The organism is Paraclostridium sp. AKS73 (genome assembly GCF_025671395.1).
Classification (GTDB): Bacteria; Bacillota; Clostridia; order Peptostreptococcales; family Peptostreptococcaceae; genus Paraclostridium; species Paraclostridium benzoelyticum.
Genome location: NZ_JAIXHU010000034.1, coordinates 1 through 18,341 on the forward strand (window position 1 = coordinate 1; position 18,341 = coordinate 18,341).

Genomic DNA, 18,341 nt, shown 5'->3' on the forward strand with positions numbered 1-18,341 from the left:
GAACCATTGTTTTCAAAAATCTTAAAAATTAAATACTAAAACTTAAAAGTACTTAATTTAGGTGTTTAATTAATTTATTTTATATTTTTACTTTTTTCTTTTTTTACTTTAGATTTTGATCGAGACCCACCTGTGGCTGGAACGGGAGGAACAAAGGTAATTTCTTCAGAAGAATTAGAATCTGAATCTGGAGTACAGCCTTCTTTAACTGCAGCTATTAGCGCAAGTTCATCTGAAAAAGTAGCAAAAAAAACTGGCAAGTATATTTAAATCAGTTGCATCAACTTCTTCTGCAACAGCTATAGCTAAACTAGATGCTAAAACTATATAATCTACATACCCAAACCGACAAAGTCTTGGCTTATCATTGTTGCCTCTATTTACTTTAGACATATTAACCTCCAAAATACGTATATATAAAATATATATGAGACTATTTAAATACAAACAACTATAAAATAAATTAATTGTAATTATCATTAATTTACATAAAAACAAAGCCTATTGTTTAAATTATATATATACTTTAATAGAGAGGAGATAGACATGAAGAATTATAGACTTTTTATAGTTTCTATAATAGCTATAGGTGTCATATTTATAGGAACATCAAACCCTGCAAAAATTTATATAAATCTACTAATTTTATAAGTAAAAACAATATAACTGAAAAAGAAAATAAAAAAGAAGATGAAATAAAAGAGTTAAAAAGAATAGTGAATACACAATATGTATAGACCCAGGGCATCAAGAAAAAGGAGATCCTAATTTAGAGCCAGTGGCACCTGGATCAAGTTCTAAAAAAGCTAGAGTTTCATCCGGAGCAACTGGAATAGCAACTAAAAAACCTGAATATAAGCTAAATCTAGAGGCATCAATAGTTTTAAAGCATATTTTAGAGAATAAAGGTTATAATGTTGTAATGACAAGAGAGCGCCATGATGTAAATATAAGTAATGCAGAAAGAGCTATATTAGCTAATAATAAAAATGCAGATATGGTTATAAGAGTTCACGCAGATAGTTTAGATAATTCTGGAAAAACTGGTGCATCTATTTTGATTCCTCAAAAAGATGGACAATACACATCTAAAATTTTTGAAGATAGTAATAAGTGTGCATTATATATAAAAAATGCATTAGTGAAAGAAAACATACAGGTAAATGGAATATTTGAAAGAAATGATTTAACTGGATTTAATTGGTCTAAAGTTCCTGTAGTACTGATAGAAATGGGATTTATGAGCAATTATAATGAAGACTTAATGATGTCTAACCCTGAATATCAAAGAAAAATGATGCAAAGTGTAGCAGATGGATTAGAAACATACTTAAAAGATACAGAAAATAAGAATTAAAAATAAATATAAAGGTTAACAAATATTAAAAAAGTAATATATTGTTAATATCGAAATAAAATTTAGGTTGTAAATTCAACTATCAGGTGATTACGATGAGAAAAAGAATAGAAAATGTTTATGGAAAAGCTCTAACAGGAACTTTTAAAGTAGTAAATCCCGTAAAAAAAGTATAATAACTACAGATTGTGAAGTTCACATTTTTATACAAACAAATGCATTAGAAATATTGAAAAATGAAGGACACATTACACAATATAAATTTTTTAAAGCATATTTGCCTCAAATAAACAAAGGCTTAATATGGGCAGATCAGGATTTTAAAAGTTATCATCACTTTTACAATCCATATGTAAAAAGAGGAAAGTTTGGATATGAAGAAAATGCATTTACTTTAATAAATAAGTATTATAATAAAGCTTTAAAGTTTTTTGCTTTAGATAAATTTGAACTTAGCTTATTTTATTTTGGAGCATCATGCCATGTACTTCAAGATTTAACTATACCTCAACATGCTAAAGGGAAGCTTTTAGACAATCATAGGCAATTTGAAGTGTATATAAAAAATAATTATATGTCTATACCAAGATTAAGAGCAAAAGATGGAATGATTCAAAAAAATAGTGTAGAAGAATATATCAATTATAATGCGACACAAGCTATGAACTATGATAAAATGTATGAAAATGTAAATGATTTAAAAAATAAGTTTTATATGTTATCAACTAAATGCTTACCATTAGCGCAAAAAACAACAGCTGGATTTTTGACAATGTTTTTTGATGATATATTTAGCAATGAATAAAGCCCTCTTGTAAGAGGGCTTTATTCATTGCTAAATATATGGTAAAATACATGAAAATATTTGTATTACTTGATTAGATTAAGAAAAGAAGATATTATGTTATAGATAATAAAATTAGAAGAGGTGTTTAGATGCTAGTTGTTGAAAATGTTAGCCATGGATTTGGTGGAAGAACTATACTTGAAAATGTGTCGTTTAGACTTAGAAAGGGCGAACACATTGCTCTTATAGGAGCGAATGGAGAAGGAAAATCTACATTTTTAAATATAATAACAAAAAAACTTATGCCAGATGCTGGAAATATAAAATGGTCATCGAGGGTAACGGTAGGGTACTTAGACCAACATACAGTATTAACAAAAGGAAAATCAATAAGAGAAGTTTTAAGAGATGCTTTTAAACCTATGTTTGACTTAGAACAAGAAATGATATCTATGTATGATAAAATGGGTGAAGCTGACGAAGATGAAATGACAAAGTTAATGGAAGGTACTGCAGAAATTCAAACTATTTTAGAAAATAGTGGTTTTTATATGATTGATGCAAAAATACAAGAAATTGCTAATGGATTAGGTCTTGGGGAAATAGGTTTAGATAAAGATGTAACTGATTTAAGTGGAGGTCAAAGAACTAAGGTTTTACTGACAAAACTACTTTTAGAGAACCCTGTAATACTTATATTAGACGAGCCTACTAACTATTTAGACGTAGAACATATAGCTTGGTTAACAAGATATTTACAAGAATATGAAAATAGTTTTATATTAGTATCACACGATGTACCGTTTATAAATGACACATGTAATGTAATTTACCATATGGAAAATGGAGAACTTAATAGATACAAAGGAAACTATGATGAGTTCGAAAGACTTAGAGATATAAAGAAAAGACAAGAAGAACAAGCTTATGAAAAGCAAATAGAAGAAAGAAAGAGATTAGAAGACTTTGTTGCTAGAAATAAGGCTAGAGTTGCAACTCGTGGTATGGCAAATAGTAGACAAAAACAACTTGATAAAATGGAAATTTTAGAAAGACCAAAGGAGAAGATAAAGCCTACATTCAAGTTTAACGAGTCAAGAGCTTCTAGTAGATTTGTATTCACAACTGAAGATTTAGTATTAGGGTATGATGAAGCACTAACAAAACCTCTTAACTTTACATTAGAGAGAAATCAAAAGATTGCTTTAAGAGGTATGAATGGTATAGGAAAGTCTACTCTTTTAAAAACTCTTTTAGGAATAATAAAGCCTTTTGATGGAAAAGTTGAGTTAGGTGATTATCTAGAAGTTGGATATTTTGAGCAAGAAAGTTCAAGAGAAAATAGTAACACTCCAATGGATGAAATATGGGCAGAATACCCAGGTCTTACTAATTTTGAAGTGAGACAATCATTATCTAAGTGTGGACTTACAAACGATCATATAACAAGCCAAATGAGAGTTTTAAGTGGAGGAGAAGCAGCTAAAGTAAGGTTATGTAAGTTAATGTTAAAGCAAATAAACTTTTTAGTTTTAGATGAGCCTACAAATCATTTAGATGTAGAAGCTAAAGATGAACTAAAAAAAGCTATAAGAGAATTTAAAGGAACTGTACTTTTAGTATCGCATGAGCCTGAATTCTATGAAGATATAGTAGATGATGTATGGAATATAGAGGATTTCACAACTAAAATAGTATAATATAGGGTAATAATATGAATAGAATTTTAAGTTTTTTAATATCACTGGCATTAAGCTTATTTATAATAACTTCAGTTATTAGTTTTACTGTTAAATTTAAACAAATATATTATTTTGATATAAGCTATTTGAAAATTCCTATATTAAGTGATATGAATGAAGAAGAAATAAAGCTAAATTATGATTACTTAATAGACTATAATACTAGTAATGAAAAATGAATTTTAAATTGCCGACATTAGAGTCATCGACACAAGGTACAATTCACTTTGAAGAAGTTCGAAATATATTTCAAAACTTAGCTATAATAAATAAAATAACTTTAATATTAGTTGTGATAGGCGCATATATATGTTTTAAATGCAAAAACTTAGATATATTAAAATATAGTGCATGGACATTGATAACACTGCCTATTTTAATAGCTATCCCAATTATTATAAATTTTGAAAAAAGTTTTGAGATGTTTCATAAATTATTTTTCAATAATGATTATTGGATATTTGACTCGACAGTAGATCCCGTAATAAATATGTTGCCTGCAGAATTTTTCCTTCATGAAGGAATTTTGATATTAGGAATTATATTTTCTATAAGTATATTAATGTTATTTATTTATAAAAAAACAATAAAAAATTTGCGTCGCTCATGTCGCTAAGAATCTTATAGAAAGTATATTAAAAAAGTACTTCTTAAGTGTAAAAAGGAGTGGTAGTTACCACTCCTTTAAATATATTTACTTAGGTTACTTTTTACCTAAGTTTAGTATATCTCCTATTTTGCTCATTATGTAATCATGACTTTTCTTGTTGTGAGGAACTAGACAAGAAGAACAATCCTTTATTCCATCATCTGTGTATTTAAAGTTACCACCACATTCATCTTTTAAAGCATATAAAGGACAATAGCAAAATAGACAATTGAAATTATCGGGATTACTTACTTTATGACAAGGAAAGTATTCACATTTATCATTTCTAAAAAATTTATAATTCTCAGACATACTTGTACCTCCTAATTATTTAGAGTTTTAATATAATTATACTAAAAAATTACAATAGTGGTATAATAAAAAAAGTACATTAAATGAGGTGTTTCAATGGATAAAATAGTAGAAAAAGCATTGTTAGTAGGATTAAATATAACTACTAATGTAAAGAAAGTTGATGATATAGATATTAATGAATCTATGGAAGAATTAAAAGAACTTGCAAAAGCTGCTGGAGCAGAAGTTGTAGGGAGTATAATTCAAAATAGACCAGCTAGAGAGGCTGCTTTTTATATAGGAAAAGGAAAAGTAGAAGAGATAAGAGCTTATTGTGAATCTCTAGATGCTACAGTTGTTATATTCAATGATGAATTATCTGGAGCCCAAATAAGAAATATAGAAGAATTAGTTCAGAGAAAAGTAATAGACAGAACAACTTTAATATTGGATATATTTGCACAAAGAGCTTTAAGTAAAGAAGGTAAATTACAAGTTGAGTTGGCTCAGTTAAAATACAGAATGCCTAGACTGTATGGTATGGGTGGAGAAATGAGTAGAACTGGTGCAGGTATTGGAACAAGAGGGCCAGGAGAACAAAAATTAGAAGTTGATAAAAGACATATCTTAAATAAAATGGCAGATATAAGGCAAGAACTTAGAGATGTTAAGAAAAACAGAGATACGCAAAGGGCACAAAGATTAAAGTCTAATATACCTATTGTTGCATTAGTAGGATATACAAATGCAGGGAAATCTACACTGCTAAATGAGCTTATCAAAACACATAAAGATTATAGTGTTGAAAAAGAAGTTTTATCAAAAGATATGCTATTTGCAACTTTAGATGTAACTCTAAGAAAAGCATTACTTCCTAATAAAAGAGAATTTTTAGTTGTAGATACAGTAGGATTCGTAAGTAAATTACCACATGATTTAGTTGAAGCATTTAAAGCTACATTAGAAGAAGTACATTATGCAGACTTAATAGTGCATGTAGTAGATGCTACTAACGATAGTTTTGAAATACAAGAAAATACAACTAAAAATGTTTTAAAAGAATTAGATGCAATGATAAGCCAACAATAATGGCCTATAATAAAATTGATAAATTAGATCTTGATATTTATCCTAAAAATCAAGAAAATACAGTATATATATCTGCTAAGCAAGGTATTAATATGGATAAATTGATAGATATGATACAAAATGCCTTAATGGAAAATACGTATAAAGTAAACTTATTGCTTCCATATGATAAAGGTGACATATTTAATAAATTAAAAAATAAATACAATATTGAAAAATTTGAGTATGTGGAAAATGGAATAGAGTTAACTGTCGACTTAGATGAAGAAGATTACAATATTTATAAAAGCTATATAATAAATGAGTAGGTAGTTATATGAATATATCTTGGGATAATATAGAAAATTTAGAAGATCACTTTATAACGTATCTTCTATACAAAGAATCTAAGACAGTATCTCAAATAAGTAAGATAAGAAATATTGAAGTTCAAGAAATAAATGAACAATTAATAAAGGCAAAAATAGAAATAAAATCTTTAATGAAAAGTAAAATAGAATCATCTAAAGATATTTTGGATAAGTTTTTAGAGCTAGGTAAGGATGAAAGAATAGACTTGATGAATTCTTTAAATGATGAAAAATTATTAGATTTTAAGAGAAAAATATACAAAAGAATTATGACAGAGAAAAATGCAGAAGATCTTATGATTTTAATATGGGCAACTGGGGAATTGAATGATGAAAGATTTTTAAAAATTCTACATCAGTTTACAAATCATAGACATTCTGATGTAAGAAGAATAACATATTCAGCTCTTAGAAAAATATCATCTGTAGATAGTAGGGAAATTTTTCATAAAGGGCTTTATGATTCGAATGCTCAAACCAGACAATACTGCGCTAAGGCACTTGCTAATGTAGGAAATGAAGAGAGTTTATGTATTTTACAAAAGCTCAAAGATAAAAATAATTTTGAAAAAAATTATGTAATTAGAGCGTATGAAGACACTATAAATCAATTAGAAAAAACTCCTCAATAGATAACATAAACAATATAAATTTAACATATAATGGAGTAACAAAAGAAATTACTAAAGTAGTGTAACTCCACATCTTGGTGTGAAAATATGGTTTAGTAGGGGGAGTCTAATTATGATACTAAGACGTTGTGCAGGTGGTATAGTATTTTATGCAAACAAAGTATTAATAGTAAAAAACGACAAAGGTGAATGGACTATTCCTAAAGGAAAAATAAGCGAGAATGATATCGCTAGTGAAGTAGCTCCACAAAAGGTTAAAGACGAAGTTGAGGTTGAGGCTAAAGTACTAGATATGGCAGGAGATACTATGTATGAATTTTACTCAAAAACTAGACATCAAAAAGTATGTAACGCTATAATGTGGTACATAATGGAGAGCGACAACACTGAGTACAACATTAATGATGAAGATATTACAGAAGCTGGTTTTTTTAAGGTTAAAGATGCTTTAGATATGTTAGCTCATAACAAAGAAAAATCTCTTGTAGAAATTTCTTACAGAAAATTTAAAGATTTAAAAAAGAATAGTACGAATAATTAAAGGTTTAATTATTCGTACTTAAATTATAGAACAGGGCATTTGCCTTGTTCTATTTATGTATACTATAATTAGTACATAAACAAGCTAAGGAGGAAGTAGATGTATAAAACACTGCATGAATTTGGTACGGATGAAATCACAATAGAGAAATCTACATTTATTGGATATGCTAAGCCTATAAAAACAGAAGAAGAAGCTGTTGAATTTATAAATGAAATAAAGAAAAAACATAAAGATGCAAGACATAATGTTTGGGCATATACTGTAGGGAAAAGCATGAATATACAAAGATATAGTGACGATGGCGAGCCACAGGGAACCGCAGGTATACCTACATTAGAAGTTATAAAAAAGAAGATTTGAGAGATGTTGTAGTTGTTGTGACTAGATACTTTGGAGGAATAAAGTTAGGGGCAGGAGGACTTGTTAGAGCATATACAAAAGGTGCTAAAATAGGTCTTGAAGCAGGAAAAATAATAGAAAAAATAATGTATCAAGAAGTTAAAATAAAAATAGATTATAATCAACTTGGCAAAGTCCAAAATGAAATAATGAATATGGGATACTTTATAAAAGACACTATTTACGAAGATAATGTAGAGATAATAGTATATTCAAGAGCAAATGAAAAAGAAGCTATTATAGAAAGAATTAATGATATAACAAGTGCTACAGCACAGATAAATCTAGGAGAAGAGTTCTATTTATCAGAAAAAGATGGACAAGTGATAGTATAAAAATAATGCCAAAGTTAATTTTATAAAAATTAAACTTTGGGCTATTTTGTTATTTTTCACATTTATTTTTATTTGGATTAAAAATACCTTTTTTAACTTCTAAAACTCCTATTACAAGTAAAAAAACTCCAAAAACTTTTTTAAAACTTCTGATGATAGGTATGTTGCTAGAAAAGATCCAAATATAGCTCCTAAAATACCAAATGAGGCTATTGGTATTACTAATTTTAAAATAACCTTTTTATTTTTTATATGTATCAATAAAGCGAATATAGTCATAGGTATGGATGAAAGTAAATTTATACTTTGAGCTATTTTAGGATCAATATTTGCAAATAATATTAATGCAGGAATTAATATTGTACCTCCACCCATACCCATACCACCTATTATTCCAGAAAAAAATCCAAGTAAAACAAGAAACATTAAAACACCATCCTTAATGCAGCTATGATCATTATAGATCCAAAAGATATTCTTAAAAATCTTCCAGTCAATTTACAAAGTATTTTAGCGCCAACAATACCTCCAACAATACTTCCTATAGCTACTTTAAGCGTTGTATTTAAATCATACGTACCTTGAGAAACATATATAAATGAACTTGTAGTTGTTAGAAATAATATTATTGCAAGTGCTGTAGCGTGAGACTTATGTTCTTCTACTTTTAAAATGTTATTTAAAATAGGAACTAAAAGCGTTCCACCACCAGACCCAAAAACGCCATTTATAAAGCCTGTGATTAAACCTATAAATGAATTTTTAATATTGAAATTTAAAAATTTTTTTTCCATAATATCACCTTCTTGAATTATTTTTAACATAAAGCATAAATTATATTTAATTAAAATAAAAATATCTGATATAATTGGGTTATCCATAAAATGTAAGGAGGAAGTGTAATGACAGATATAAATTTTAAAATAGATAAAACAGTAGATTGGTTAAGAGAAAAAGTAAAAGAATCAAATACTAATGGTTTAATAGTAGGTGTGTCTGGAGGTATAGATTCTGCAGTAGTTGCTTACCTTATAAAAAAAGCTTTTCCAAAAGATTCAATGGGTGTAATTATGAGTATAAAAAGTAATCCTCAAGATAGATTAGATGCACTTAAAGTAATAGATGGTTGTGAAATAGAACATTTAGATTTAGATTTAACTGATGAACAAGTTGGAATATACAATAAAGTTACTGATGGTTTAAAAAATAAGGGGCTTTATAAAGAAAAAATGATAGAATGAGTGATGCTAACTTAAGAGCTAGAATAAGAATGAGTACAGTATATACAGTTGCAAATAATTTAGGTTATTTAGTTGTGGGAACTGATAATGCAGCAGAAATTCACACAGGTTATTTCACTAAGTATGGAGATGGAGGCGTTGATTTAGTTCCTCTAGCAAACCTAACGAAAAGAGAAGTATATGAGTGGGCAAAAGCTTTAGGTGTTCATGATGACATTATAAATAAAGCTCCATCAGCTGGGCTTTGGGAAGGTCAAACTGATGAAAATGAAATGGGTACAACTTATGACATGATAGATGCTGTTGTAAAAGGAGAAATGAAAAAGGTTCCTCAAAAAGACCAAGATATAATAGCAAGACTTCATAGAATTAGTGAACATAAAAGACATACAGCAGCAGCACCGCCTAAGTTCTAATTTACTAAATTAATGTTTTATGCTAAAATTACGGTGTATATATAGTATAACTTACAAAATATTCATATATTAAAGTTATATTACGTATTAAATATCCTTATATAAAATATAAGCATAACGCAACTTTATTTTAATTTACATAGCAAGGAGTGGAATTATGGGACGTATAGGAAACATAATCAACAAAAAAGGTAAACAAGACGCTAAGAGAGCAAAAATATTTACAAAACATGCAAGAGCTATAGCGGTTGCAGCTAAAGAAGGTGGAGGAAATCCGGAATACAATGCAACACTAAAAGCAGCAATAGATAAAGCTAAAGCAGACAATATGCCTAATGATAATATAGATAGAGCTATAGCTAAAGGTGCTGGTGGTGGAGCCAACGAAAACTTTGAAACTATAGTTTATGAAGGGTACGGACCAGGCGGAGTTGCAGTAATAGTAGAAACTTTAACTGACAACAAAAACAGAACGGCAGGAAATGTTAGATATTACTTCGATAAAAATGGTGGAAACTTAGGAACTAGTGGATGTGTTTCATTTATGTTTGATAGAAAAGGTCAAATATTAATAGAAGCAACTGATGATGTATCTGAAGAAGAGTTAATGGATGTAGCATTAGAAGCTGGAGCTGAAGATTTAATAGTTGAAGAAGATGGGTTTGAAGTAGTAACTTCTCCAGAAGACTTCCAAGCTGTTAGAGACGAATTAGAAGCTAAAGGATATAACTTTATATCAGCAGAAGTTAAATTATTACCACAAACAACTACTAAATTAACAGAAGAAGAGCAATTAAAGTTCATGAATAGATTAGTAGATATGCTAGAAGATGATGATGATGTTCAAAATATAGCTCATAACTGGGAGATAGAAGAATAATAAAAAAAGGAGATATAAATATCTCCTTTTTTATTATTTACATTTAAAACTTGAACAACTTGTTTCAGAGTAAAGATTAGGTCTACCAGTATCAGGACAGACATCAATAGATTCTAAAGTACACAGGTTGTTTGAATTATGTGAACAAGTGTCTACTTTACAGAAAAGGCAAGAGCAAGCTCCCCTACCGTTAGTATTGTTAGTAAGCTCACTATAAACTGCATTTTCTAAAAATGATGCACATGCTGTATGTTCTTTTGTTTGAGCTGAACTTCCTTGAATATTAACTCTATCTGCATAACATAAACCTTTACTATTATGAGAACAGTTATTAACACTACATTTAATTTTATCCATAATAAATCCTCCTAAAATAGTATTTATTAAAATTATCTCCAAAAGGATTTATAGATATACTTTATAAAAAAAGGCAATATAAACTTTCAAAGTCACATAACTAATTATTTGAATCAAATAATTTATTGAAGTTTGATATATTCATTAGTATTTTTGAGATTAAGATTGAACTTTCTGGATAAGTTTTTAGTTTAGGTATTAAATCATATAAGCCTGATTCAAAGCTCTTGAAGTCAAAATTATATCCATTTTCTAAATAATATTCAAAATTTTTCACATAATCTCTAATAGATAAAAATTCGTATAAATTTAGCTCTGCAAATATAGTAGCTTTATGAGCAGGATGTTTTAATAATAAAACTTTTTGCTTAAATTCAATAAATTCAATTCTTGATAGTAATTCATTATCGATACTCAATCTTTTCACCTCCATCAAAAATCATATTTATAAAGTATAATATGAAAATTTATCAATAAATGAGACTAGGGAGAGAAAAATATTTAAAATAAAATATGATAATAAATGTAAAAAATGTATAAAAACTAAACAATTGGAAAAAATATCCGATATAAGGAGGTTGTTTTTAATGTTCGAAAAGAAAAAAGAATTTCCTTGGCGAATACCAATTGTTATAATTTTAGGCATAGTAGTTCTCGCTGGAGGGATTTATGTAGGATTTAAATCAACAAATGAAGATATTTCTAAAAAGAGCAATTCAGAGCAAAAGAAAGAAGAGACAACAGCTAAAGAAATTTTTAATTTAAGTGAAGATTGTGAAATTTGGGTAGAAAAGACACTTGAAGACGGCACACCTAGCAAAGAAGCTCCAATAATGATCGGTACGATACCGAAAGATTTAGTTGGAAAATCAAAAGAAGATATAACTAAGTACTTATCAACTAAATATCCTAATAGAAGCATAAAAAAACTAGATACATATGAAATTACTTTACAAGAAAGAGAAACATTTAATGATGCTAGTAAGGCTAATCAATTTGCTATAGTTGATAATAAAGGTTTATTAAATGTTTACAAGTACAATGAAAAAGGCGATAGAGAATTTATAGAAAATACAGAAATTGAAACGGAGTCTTTACCTAAAAAAGTTCAAGAAGAAGTTAAATCCGGAATATTTGCAAAATCGCAAGATGAAATTTATTCAAAATTAGAAGACTTTGGAAGTTGAAAAAATATAAACTCATAACCAATACTACAAAGAGATGAAAGGGAAACTTTTCATCTCTTTATAGTTTATAGCTAAATATGTTATTATATATTAATATAGAACGTAAGTTTCGTAAAAAGGAGTTATTTCAAAATATGATTATTTTAGGTATAGATCCAGGAATTGCTATTGTTGGTTATGGAATTATAGAATATAAAAATAATAAGTTCAGAGTTATTGACTATGGAGCGGTTACTACTCCAGCACACATGGATATATTAAGAAGATTAGAGCTTGTATATAAAGGAATAGATATGCTTATAAAAAATTATAATATTGACGAAGTTGGAATTGAAGAGTTGTTCTTTAATAAAAATGTAAAAACAGCTATAACTGTAGCACAAGCGAGAGGAGTTACAATGCTTGCCTGTGCACATAACAATATACCTGTATATGAATATACTCCTCTTCAAGTTAAACAAGGAGTAGTTGGATACGGTAGGGCTCAGAAAGCTCAAGTCCAACAAATGGTTAAGTCATTTTTAAACTTAAAGGCTATACCAAAACCAGATGATGTAGCAGATGCATTAGCAGTTGCAATATGCCATTGTCATTCAAATAAATTAGAAAAAACATTAAAGAACATAGGGGGGCAATATGTATAGTTATATAAAAGGTAAAATAGAAGAAATAAACTTAGATAGTTTAGTAATAGAGGCGAATTACATTGGATATAAAGTAAATGTATCAGCAAATACTTTGGCAGATGTAAAATTAGGAAAAGAATGTAAAATTCATACTAAGCTAATTGTTAGGGAAGATGACATGAGTTTATGTGGGTTTTCAACAAAAGAAGAATTAAAAATGTTTGAGTTATTAAATTCAGTTTCTAAAATAGGACCTAAGGTAGCTTTAGGAATTTTATCTTTTGCTACACCGAAACAAATAGGTGCATATATAGTTAGTGAAGATGTAGCTAAAATGTCAAAGGCCCCAGGGGTTGGAAAAAACTGCTGAAAGAATTATATTAGAACTAAAAGATAAAATTGATAAAAATAACATAGAGTTTGAGCCTACACTTCTTAGCCAAATGCCAATAGCTATATCACAAGATGAAGCAGTTGATGCACTTATTGCATTAGGTTATTCATCTCAAGAATCTAAAGATGCAGTTGATAAATGTAAAAAAGATGGAATGAATACAGAGGATATAATAAAAAAATCGTTAAGTTATATTATGAGTAAATCTCTTAGATAGAGGGGGAAATTTGAAATATGTTTGAAGATGAAAATAGAATTATAACATCATCGATGCAAAATGAAGATGTAGACATAGAAAATAATTTAAGGCCAAAGAGTCTAGATGATTATTTAGGTCAAAATAAGGCAAAGGAATTATTAAAAATATTTATAGAGGCAGCAAAAGCTAGGAATGAGCAGTTGGACCATGTTTTACTGTATGGACCACCAGGTCTTGGAAAAACAACACTTGCATCTATAATAGCTAGTGAGATGGGGGTTAATCTTAGAATAACGTCAGGACCTGCAATAGAAAGAGCTGGAGATTTAGCAGCTATACTTACAAACTTAAATGAAAATGATGTTTTATTTATAGATGAGGTTCATAGAATAAGTAGAACAGTTGAAGAAGTTTTATACTCTGCAATGGAAGATTATTGTTTAGATATAATTATAGGTAAAGGTCCATCTGCAAGAAGTATACGACTTGATTTGCCTAAATTCACATTAATTGGAGCGACTACAAAAGCAGGTATGCTAACTAATCCATTAAGAGATAGATTTGGGGTTATATGTAAACTAGATTATTATACAGTTGAAGAACTTGCTCAAATCGTAATAAGGTCATCTTCTATTTTAGGAGCTGAAATTCAAATAGGAGGAGCAACAGAGATTGCAAGAAGATCTAGAGGAACTCCAAGAATTGCAAATAGATTGTTAAAAAGAGTTAGAGACTATGCACAAGTTAGAGCAGATGGGAATATAACTGATGAAGTTGCAAATGACGCTTTAGAATTATTAGGAGTAGATAGTTTAGGACTTGACTATGTTGATGAAAAATTACTGTGTACAATAATTGAAAAGTTTAAGGGAGGACCAGTAGGATTGGATACATTGGCAGCATCTATTGGCGAAGACAGAAACACTATTGAGGATGTATATGAGCCATATTTACTTCAATTAGGATTTATAAATAGAGGGCCTAGAGGAAGAATTGCTATGCCGCTTGCATATGAACACTTAAATATTCCATATCCAAAAGAAAAATAGAAAAAATAATTTATATAGTATTTAATAATAGGATTAATGATAGAAAATTATTTTTTTGTTATGATGTAATTTGTACTAAAAAATAGAAAGGACGTTAAAATTGAAAACAAGTGATTTTTACTTTGACCTACCAGAAGAATTAATAGCTCAAACACCGTTAGAAGATAGATCAAACTCTAGACTTATGATTTTAGATAGAAAAACGGGAGACGTTGAGCACAAAATATTTAAAGATGTTATAGATTATTTAAATCCAGGAGACTGTTTAGTTCTTAATAATACTAGAGTTATACCAGCTAGACTTATAGGAGAAAAAGTTGATACTGGAGGTAAAATAGAATTTCTTTTATTAAAAAGAACAGAAAAAGATGTATGGCAAGCTTTAGTAAAACCAGGAAAAAGAGCTAAAGTAGGAACGAAATTTTCTTTCGGAAATGGAAAACTTATAGGAGAGGTTGTAGGCCTTGCAGAGGAAGGCTCTAGATTAGTTAAATTTTACTATGAAGGAATATTTGAAGAAGTACTAGATGAATTAGGAAATATGCCGCTACCTCCATATATAACAGAAAGATTAGAAGAAAGAGAAAGATATCAAACTGTATATTCAAAACATAATGGATCTGCAGCTGCGCCTACAGCAGGGCTTCATTTTACTAATGAATTGCTTGAAAGTATAAAAGCAAAAGGAGTAGATATAGCTTTTGTAACATTACATGTAGGGCTTGGAACTTTTAGACCTGTAAAAGTTGATGATGTGTTAGAACATGAAATGCACTCTGAATATTATATAGTGGATAAAGAAGCTTCTGAAAAATAAATAAAGCGAAAAAGAATGGAAATAAAGTTATATGCGTTGGAACTACTAGTTGTAGAACTGTAGAATCAGCAAGCAACGAAAATGGAGAAATTATAGAGTCTAGTGGATGGACTAATATATTTATATATCCAGGATATAAATTTAAGATAGTAGATAGACTAATAACGAATTTCCATTTACCAGAATCAACTTTAATAATGTTAGTAAGTGCATTGGTTTCAAAAGACGCTGTTTTAAATGCATACAACACAGCAGTTAAAGAAAAATACAGATTCTTTAGTTTTGGAGATGCGATGATAATTAAATAAATTATCGAGGGGGGATAATATGAAAAAACTAGCTGAAAAAAGTTTAGCACTTAAAATTGCATATATATTTGAATCACTACTAGCCATGGTTGTGCTGCTTGCAGTATTTCTAGGAACAATAGATGTGTTAAGAATGATATGGCATTCTTATATTGTGGAATACCAAACTCCAGTACAATATGCTCAATTTAATGATTTGTTAGGACAAATATTACTTTTAGTTATAGGTGTAGAGTTAGTAGTAATGTTGTCATTACATATCCCAGGGGCACTAATTGAAGTCCTATTGTATGCAATAGCTAGAAAATTACTGTTATTGCCTAAGAGTGAGGGTATGTTAGAATTATTACTTGGAATTATGGCTATAGCTGGGTTATTTGCAATAAGAAAGTATTTGCTAACTGATGATAATAGCACAATGAATGTAACCAGTATTCACTATGAAGAATGCGAAGATGGAGACTGTGAGTGCCATAAACGAAACTTAGAAAAAGTTTTAGAAAATGAAAATAAACAATAGATAAATAAGGAGAGTTATAATGAGTGCAGTAAGATATGAACTTATAAAAACTTGTAAGCAAAGTGGAGCAAGATTAGGAAGATTACATACTCCTCATGGAGTAATAGAAACACCGATATTTATGCCAGTTGGGACTCAAGCAACTGTAAAATCGATGACACCAGAAGAATTAAAAGAAATAGGTTCTCAAATTATTTTAAGTAACACGTATCACCTATATATGAGACCTGGACATGATTTAGTTAAAGAAGCTGGAGGGCTTCATAAATTTATGAACTGGGATAAGCCTATTCTTACTGATAGTGGAGGATTCCAAGTATTTAGTTTAGGGCCACTTAGAAAGATAACTGAAGAAGGTGTTCACTTTAGATCTCACATAGATGGATCAAAACATTTTATAAGTCCAGAAAAAGCTATGGAAATACAAAATGCATTAGGGTCAGATATAATGATGGCATTTGATGAGTGTGCTCCATATCCAGCTGATAGAGATTATGTGAAAAATTCTTTAGAAAGAACTACTAGATGGTTAGAAAGATGTAAAGAAGCTCATAAAAATACAGAAAATCAAGCTCTATTTGGAATAATCCAAGGAGGAATGTATAAAGATTTAAGAGAACAATCAGCAAGAGAAGTGTTAGCTTTAGACTTACCAGGATATGCTGTTGGAGGATTAAGTGTAGGAGAACCAAAAGATCTTATGTATGAAGTTTTAGATTACACAGTACCTCTAATGCCTGAAGACAAACCAAGATATCTAATGGGAGTAGGCAGTCCTGATGACTTAATCGAAGGGGTTATAAGAGGAATAGACATGTTTGACTGTGTATTACCTACTCGTATAGCTAGAAATGGTACAGCTATGACAAGTGAAGGTAAAGTAGTTGTTAGAAATGCAAAATATGCAAGAGATTTCGGTCCATTAGACCCAAATTGTGATTGCTATTGCTGTAGAAACTATACAAGAGCATATATAAGACATTTAGTTAAAGCTAATGAAATATTAGCTGCTAGACTTATAACTACTCATAACTTACATTTCTTACTAGATTTAATGAAACAGGTAAGACAAGCTATAATGGAAGATAGACTATTAGATTTTAGAAAAGAATTTTTCCAAAAATATGGCTATGAATTATAATTATTTTAAGTTATAATAATTATTATATAAAACTAAATTGAAGAGTTTTGAGAATATATTATAAAAGGAGTGGGATAAATGCCTCAAGCAGTAGTAGGAATACTTATGTGGGTTGTGTTTTTTGCAATTTTTTATTTCTTCTTAATAAGACCACAAAAGAAAAAAGACAAACAACTTAAAGAAATGAGAGAAAGCTTAGAAGTAGGTTCTAAGGTTGTGACAATAGGTGGTATAGTAGCTACTGTAGCTAAAGTTGAAGAAGATGTTGTTATATTAGAAATAGGGCCTAGTAGAACAAAAGTACCATTTGAAAAATGGGCTATAGCTTCTACAGAATCAAAATAAAACGATATTAGTAATTACAAAGCCTTTCCTTGAATATATTTTATATGAGAGGGGAGGTTTTTTTATGGAAAATCAAATAGCATATTTAAAGGACTAGGATATGCTTACATAATAACATTAATTTGTTTACTAACTTACAATGGACTACTTACTTTTACTAATATGTCAGGAGATAGCATAGCTATGGCGGCTTCTGTTATAACTACAGCTTCTGCTGCATTTGGAGGATTTTATGCATCTAAAAAAATAAAAGAAAAAGGGCTATTATATGGTATATTAGTTGGACTACTTTACATAGTGTGTTTAATGGTAGTTGTATTTTTAGCAAAAGATTCTTTTGTTTTCGAGATTACATCTATATATAAAGTATTATTGACATCACTTGCAGGTGGGATTGGAGGCGTTTTAGGGGTAAACTTTAAATAAATTTCCACTTATGTAAAATTTATGATATAATCAATAAAGGTTTATATAAGGATAGGAGGTAGTTTCAATGGAAAAGAAGCATATAAAAACTTTATCTAAAGCTACTTTAAAAGAAAGTGCGGCAAAAGGTGGATGTGGAGAATGTCAAACATCTTGTCAATCTGCTTGTAAAACTTCTTGTACAGTTGCAAATCAAGAGTGCGAAAGATAGTAAATATATTAAAAAAGAAAAAGCAGCTAATTTAGCTGCTTTTTTG

Annotated in this window: 23 protein-coding genes and 5 pseudogenes; 21 read left to right on the forward strand and 7 right to left on the reverse strand. The window is 29.2% G+C overall.

Going from position 1 to position 18,341, the window contains the following annotated elements; all coding sequences use genetic code 11:
- Window positions 1-74: 74 nt before the first annotated feature.
- Window positions 75-260 (reverse strand): hypothetical protein, encoded by a 186-nt coding sequence (locus LEQ07_RS15260; protein ID WP_263331303.1) that lies wholly within the window; start codon window positions 258-260, stop codon window positions 75-77.
- Window positions 229-393, reverse strand: a complete 165-nt coding sequence (locus tag LEQ07_RS15265) for a hypothetical protein (protein WP_263331304.1) — start codon at window positions 391-393, stop codon at window positions 229-231. Before LEQ07_RS15265 ends, LEQ07_RS15260 begins: the two co-directional genes overlap by 32 nt.
- 385 nt (window positions 394-778) lie before the next feature.
- Here LEQ07_RS15265 and LEQ07_RS15270 point away from each other — a divergent pair, with 385 nt between their 5' ends.
- The 5 genes from LEQ07_RS15270 (at window position 779) to LEQ07_RS15290 (ending at window position 4,502) form a co-directional block, all read left to right on the forward strand.
- A complete protein-coding gene (locus tag LEQ07_RS15270; protein WP_263331305.1) occupies window positions 779-1,357 on the forward strand; it encodes an N-acetylmuramoyl-L-alanine amidase in 579 nt (192 codons plus the stop codon).
- Between the two features lie 205 nt (window positions 1,358-1,562).
- On the forward strand, window positions 1,563-2,162 hold the full coding sequence (locus LEQ07_RS15275) for a zinc dependent phospholipase C family protein (protein ID WP_263331332.1): 600 nt from the start codon (window positions 1,563-1,565) through the stop codon (window positions 2,160-2,162).
- A 131-nt stretch (window positions 2,163-2,293) separates the two neighbouring features.
- Window positions 2,294-3,844 carry an ABC-F family ATP-binding cassette domain-containing protein gene (locus LEQ07_RS15280; RefSeq protein ID WP_046822544.1) on the forward strand — a complete coding sequence of 517 codons (1,551 nt, stop codon included), beginning with the start codon at window positions 2,294-2,296 and terminating at the stop codon, window positions 3,842-3,844.
- A gap of 14 nt (window positions 3,845-3,858) precedes the next feature.
- Complete coding sequence (locus LEQ07_RS15285) at window positions 3,859-4,065, forward strand: DUF1461 domain-containing protein (RefSeq protein ID WP_263331306.1); 207 nt, start codon at window positions 3,859-3,861, stop codon at window positions 4,063-4,065.
- Window positions 4,062-4,502: a TIGR01906 family membrane protein gene (locus tag LEQ07_RS15290; protein ID WP_263331307.1), complete on the forward strand. Its 441-nt coding sequence runs from the start codon at window positions 4,062-4,064 to the stop codon at window positions 4,500-4,502. Before LEQ07_RS15285 ends, LEQ07_RS15290 begins: the two co-directional genes overlap by 4 nt.
- Window positions 4,503-4,589: 87 nt before the next feature.
- Here the strand turns inward: LEQ07_RS15290 and LEQ07_RS15295 are convergent, their stop codons facing one another.
- Window positions 4,590-4,847 carry a cysteine-rich small domain-containing protein gene (locus tag LEQ07_RS15295; RefSeq protein WP_046822542.1) on the reverse strand — a complete coding sequence of 86 codons (258 nt, stop codon included), beginning with the start codon at window positions 4,845-4,847 and terminating at the stop codon, window positions 4,590-4,592.
- Between the two features lie 96 nt (window positions 4,848-4,943).
- Between LEQ07_RS15295 and hflX the strand changes: the two are divergent.
- From hflX to LEQ07_RS22650, 4 genes and pseudogenes are all read left to right on the forward strand, one after another.
- A pseudogene (gene hflX, locus LEQ07_RS15300) lies at window positions 4,944-6,226 on the forward strand (GTPase HflX).
- 8 nt (window positions 6,227-6,234) lie between these two features.
- Window positions 6,235-6,900 carry a HEAT repeat domain-containing protein gene (locus LEQ07_RS15305; protein ID WP_046822540.1) on the forward strand — a complete coding sequence of 222 codons (666 nt, stop codon included), beginning with the start codon at window positions 6,235-6,237 and terminating at the stop codon, window positions 6,898-6,900.
- Window positions 6,901-7,012: 112 nt separating this feature from the next.
- On the forward strand, window positions 7,013-7,441 hold the full coding sequence (locus tag LEQ07_RS15310; protein ID WP_046822539.1) for an NUDIX domain-containing protein: 429 nt from the start codon (window positions 7,013-7,015) through the stop codon (window positions 7,439-7,441).
- Between the two features lie 99 nt (window positions 7,442-7,540).
- A pseudogene (locus LEQ07_RS22650) lies at window positions 7,541-8,178 on the forward strand (YigZ family protein).
- Between the two features lie 111 nt (window positions 8,179-8,289).
- On the opposite strand, the gene LEQ07_RS15320 reads toward LEQ07_RS22650, so the two are convergent.
- Complete coding sequence (locus LEQ07_RS15320; RefSeq protein ID WP_332843248.1) at window positions 8,290-8,604, reverse strand: sulfite exporter TauE/SafE family protein; 315 nt, start codon at window positions 8,602-8,604, stop codon at window positions 8,290-8,292.
- The gene (locus LEQ07_RS15325; RefSeq protein ID WP_046822537.1) at window positions 8,604-8,972 is read right to left on the reverse strand and encodes a sulfite exporter TauE/SafE family protein; all 369 of its coding nucleotides are present in this window, start codon (window positions 8,970-8,972) and stop codon (window positions 8,604-8,606) included. The genes LEQ07_RS15320 and LEQ07_RS15325 overlap by 1 nt, the downstream gene beginning before the upstream one ends.
- A 108-nt stretch (window positions 8,973-9,080) precedes the next feature.
- Here LEQ07_RS15325 and nadE point away from each other — a divergent pair.
- A pseudogene (nadE, locus tag LEQ07_RS22655) lies at window positions 9,081-9,835 on the forward strand (NAD(+) synthase).
- A gap of 157 nt (window positions 9,836-9,992) precedes the next feature.
- Complete coding sequence (locus tag LEQ07_RS15335) at window positions 9,993-10,715, forward strand: YebC/PmpR family DNA-binding transcriptional regulator (RefSeq protein ID WP_046822535.1); 723 nt, start codon at window positions 9,993-9,995, stop codon at window positions 10,713-10,715.
- A gap of 33 nt (window positions 10,716-10,748) precedes the next feature.
- Here LEQ07_RS15335 and LEQ07_RS15340 read toward each other — a convergent pair whose 3' ends face one another.
- The gene (locus tag LEQ07_RS15340; protein ID WP_046822534.1) at window positions 10,749-11,072 is read right to left on the reverse strand and encodes a DUF1540 domain-containing protein; all 324 of its coding nucleotides are present in this window, start codon (window positions 11,070-11,072) and stop codon (window positions 10,749-10,751) included.
- A gap of 100 nt (window positions 11,073-11,172) precedes the next feature.
- Window positions 11,173-11,490, reverse strand: a complete 318-nt coding sequence (locus LEQ07_RS15345; RefSeq protein ID WP_046822533.1) for a hypothetical protein — start codon at window positions 11,488-11,490, stop codon at window positions 11,173-11,175.
- A gap of 169 nt (window positions 11,491-11,659) precedes the next feature.
- On the opposite strand from LEQ07_RS15345, the gene LEQ07_RS15350 reads away from it, so the two are divergent.
- From LEQ07_RS15350 to scfA, 10 genes and pseudogenes are all read left to right on the forward strand, one after another.
- Window positions 11,660-12,259, forward strand: coding sequence for a hypothetical protein (locus tag LEQ07_RS15350; RefSeq protein ID WP_046822532.1), 600 nt, complete (start codon window positions 11,660-11,662; stop codon window positions 12,257-12,259).
- A 134-nt stretch (window positions 12,260-12,393) separates the two neighbouring features.
- Window positions 12,394-12,903, forward strand: a complete 510-nt coding sequence (ruvC, locus tag LEQ07_RS15355) for a crossover junction endodeoxyribonuclease RuvC (protein WP_021428405.1) — start codon at window positions 12,394-12,396, stop codon at window positions 12,901-12,903.
- Window positions 12,896-13,496, forward strand: a pseudogene (ruvA, locus tag LEQ07_RS22660) (Holliday junction branch migration protein RuvA). The gene ruvC and the pseudogene ruvA overlap by 8 nt, the downstream one beginning before the upstream one ends.
- A gap of 17 nt (window positions 13,497-13,513) precedes the next feature.
- Window positions 13,514-14,527, forward strand: a complete 1,014-nt coding sequence (gene ruvB / locus LEQ07_RS15365; RefSeq protein WP_046822530.1) for a Holliday junction branch migration DNA helicase RuvB — start codon at window positions 13,514-13,516, stop codon at window positions 14,525-14,527.
- Between the two features lie 100 nt (window positions 14,528-14,627).
- Window positions 14,628-15,652: pseudogene (gene queA, locus LEQ07_RS15370) on the forward strand (tRNA preQ1(34) S-adenosylmethionine ribosyltransferase-isomerase QueA).
- A 19-nt stretch (window positions 15,653-15,671) separates the two neighbouring features.
- Window positions 15,672-16,172, forward strand: a complete 501-nt coding sequence (locus LEQ07_RS15375; RefSeq protein WP_046822528.1) for a phosphate-starvation-inducible PsiE family protein — start codon at window positions 15,672-15,674, stop codon at window positions 16,170-16,172.
- A gap of 19 nt (window positions 16,173-16,191) precedes the next feature.
- Window positions 16,192-17,313, forward strand: coding sequence for a tRNA guanosine(34) transglycosylase Tgt (tgt, locus tag LEQ07_RS15380; protein WP_021431777.1), 1,122 nt, complete (start codon window positions 16,192-16,194; stop codon window positions 17,311-17,313).
- 78 nt (window positions 17,314-17,391) lie between these two features.
- Complete coding sequence (gene yajC / locus LEQ07_RS15385) at window positions 17,392-17,658, forward strand: preprotein translocase subunit YajC (RefSeq protein ID WP_046822527.1); 267 nt, start codon at window positions 17,392-17,394, stop codon at window positions 17,656-17,658.
- 81 nt (window positions 17,659-17,739) lie between these two features.
- Window positions 17,740-18,084 (forward strand): TIGR04086 family membrane protein, encoded by a 345-nt coding sequence (locus LEQ07_RS15390; RefSeq protein WP_263331334.1) that lies wholly within the window; start codon window positions 17,740-17,742, stop codon window positions 18,082-18,084.
- Window positions 18,085-18,151: 67 nt separating this feature from the next.
- Entirely contained in the window at window positions 18,152-18,295 is a 144-nt protein-coding gene (gene scfA, locus LEQ07_RS15395) for a six-cysteine ranthipeptide SCIFF (protein ID WP_021122491.1), read from the forward strand.
- Window positions 18,296-18,341: the final 46 nt, after the last annotated feature.

What these genes read in the sequence shown, in the direction of transcription:
- LEQ07_RS15340 (WP_046822534.1), bottom strand. Translation starts at nt 11,072, where the DNA reads ATGGATAAAATTAAATGTAGTGTTAATAACTGTTCTCATAATAGTAAA.
- LEQ07_RS15325 (WP_046822537.1), bottom strand. Translation starts at nt 8,972, where the DNA reads ATGGAAAAAAAATTTTTAAATTTCAATATTAAAAATTCATTTATAGGT.
- LEQ07_RS15310 (WP_046822539.1), top strand. Translation starts at nt 7,013, where the DNA reads ATGATACTAAGACGTTGTGCAGGTGGTATAGTATTTTATGCAAACAAA.
- yajC (WP_046822527.1), top strand. Translation starts at nt 17,392, where the DNA reads ATGCCTCAAGCAGTAGTAGGAATACTTATGTGGGTTGTGTTTTTTGCA.
- LEQ07_RS15280 (WP_046822544.1), top strand. Translation starts at nt 2,294, where the DNA reads ATGCTAGTTGTTGAAAATGTTAGCCATGGATTTGGTGGAAGAACTATA.
- LEQ07_RS15265 (WP_263331304.1), bottom strand. Translation starts at nt 393, where the DNA reads ATGTCTAAAGTAAATAGAGGCAACAATGATAAGCCAAGACTTTGTCGG.
- LEQ07_RS15320 (WP_332843248.1), bottom strand. Translation starts at nt 8,604, where the DNA reads ATGTTTCTTGTTTTACTTGGATTTTTTTCTGGAATAATAGGTGGTATG.
- LEQ07_RS15335 (WP_046822535.1), top strand. Translation starts at nt 9,993, where the DNA reads ATGGGACGTATAGGAAACATAATCAACAAAAAAGGTAAACAAGACGCT.
- LEQ07_RS15375 (WP_046822528.1), top strand. Translation starts at nt 15,672, where the DNA reads ATGAAAAAACTAGCTGAAAAAAGTTTAGCACTTAAAATTGCATATATA.
- LEQ07_RS15295 (WP_046822542.1), bottom strand. Translation starts at nt 4,847, where the DNA reads ATGTCTGAGAATTATAAATTTTTTAGAAATGATAAATGTGAATACTTT.
- tgt (WP_021431777.1), top strand. Translation starts at nt 16,192, where the DNA reads ATGAGTGCAGTAAGATATGAACTTATAAAAACTTGTAAGCAAAGTGGA.
- LEQ07_RS15285 (WP_263331306.1), top strand. Translation starts at nt 3,859, where the DNA reads ATGAATAGAATTTTAAGTTTTTTAATATCACTGGCATTAAGCTTATTT.
- ruvC (WP_021428405.1), top strand. Translation starts at nt 12,394, where the DNA reads ATGATTATTTTAGGTATAGATCCAGGAATTGCTATTGTTGGTTATGGA.
- LEQ07_RS15290 (WP_263331307.1), top strand. Translation starts at nt 4,062, where the DNA reads ATGAATTTTAAATTGCCGACATTAGAGTCATCGACACAAGGTACAATT.
- LEQ07_RS15350 (WP_046822532.1), top strand. Translation starts at nt 11,660, where the DNA reads ATGTTCGAAAAGAAAAAAGAATTTCCTTGGCGAATACCAATTGTTATA.
- ruvB (WP_046822530.1), top strand. Translation starts at nt 13,514, where the DNA reads ATGTTTGAAGATGAAAATAGAATTATAACATCATCGATGCAAAATGAA.
- scfA (WP_021122491.1), top strand. Translation starts at nt 18,152, where the DNA reads ATGGAAAAGAAGCATATAAAAACTTTATCTAAAGCTACTTTAAAAGAA.
- LEQ07_RS15305 (WP_046822540.1), top strand. Translation starts at nt 6,235, where the DNA reads ATGAATATATCTTGGGATAATATAGAAAATTTAGAAGATCACTTTATA.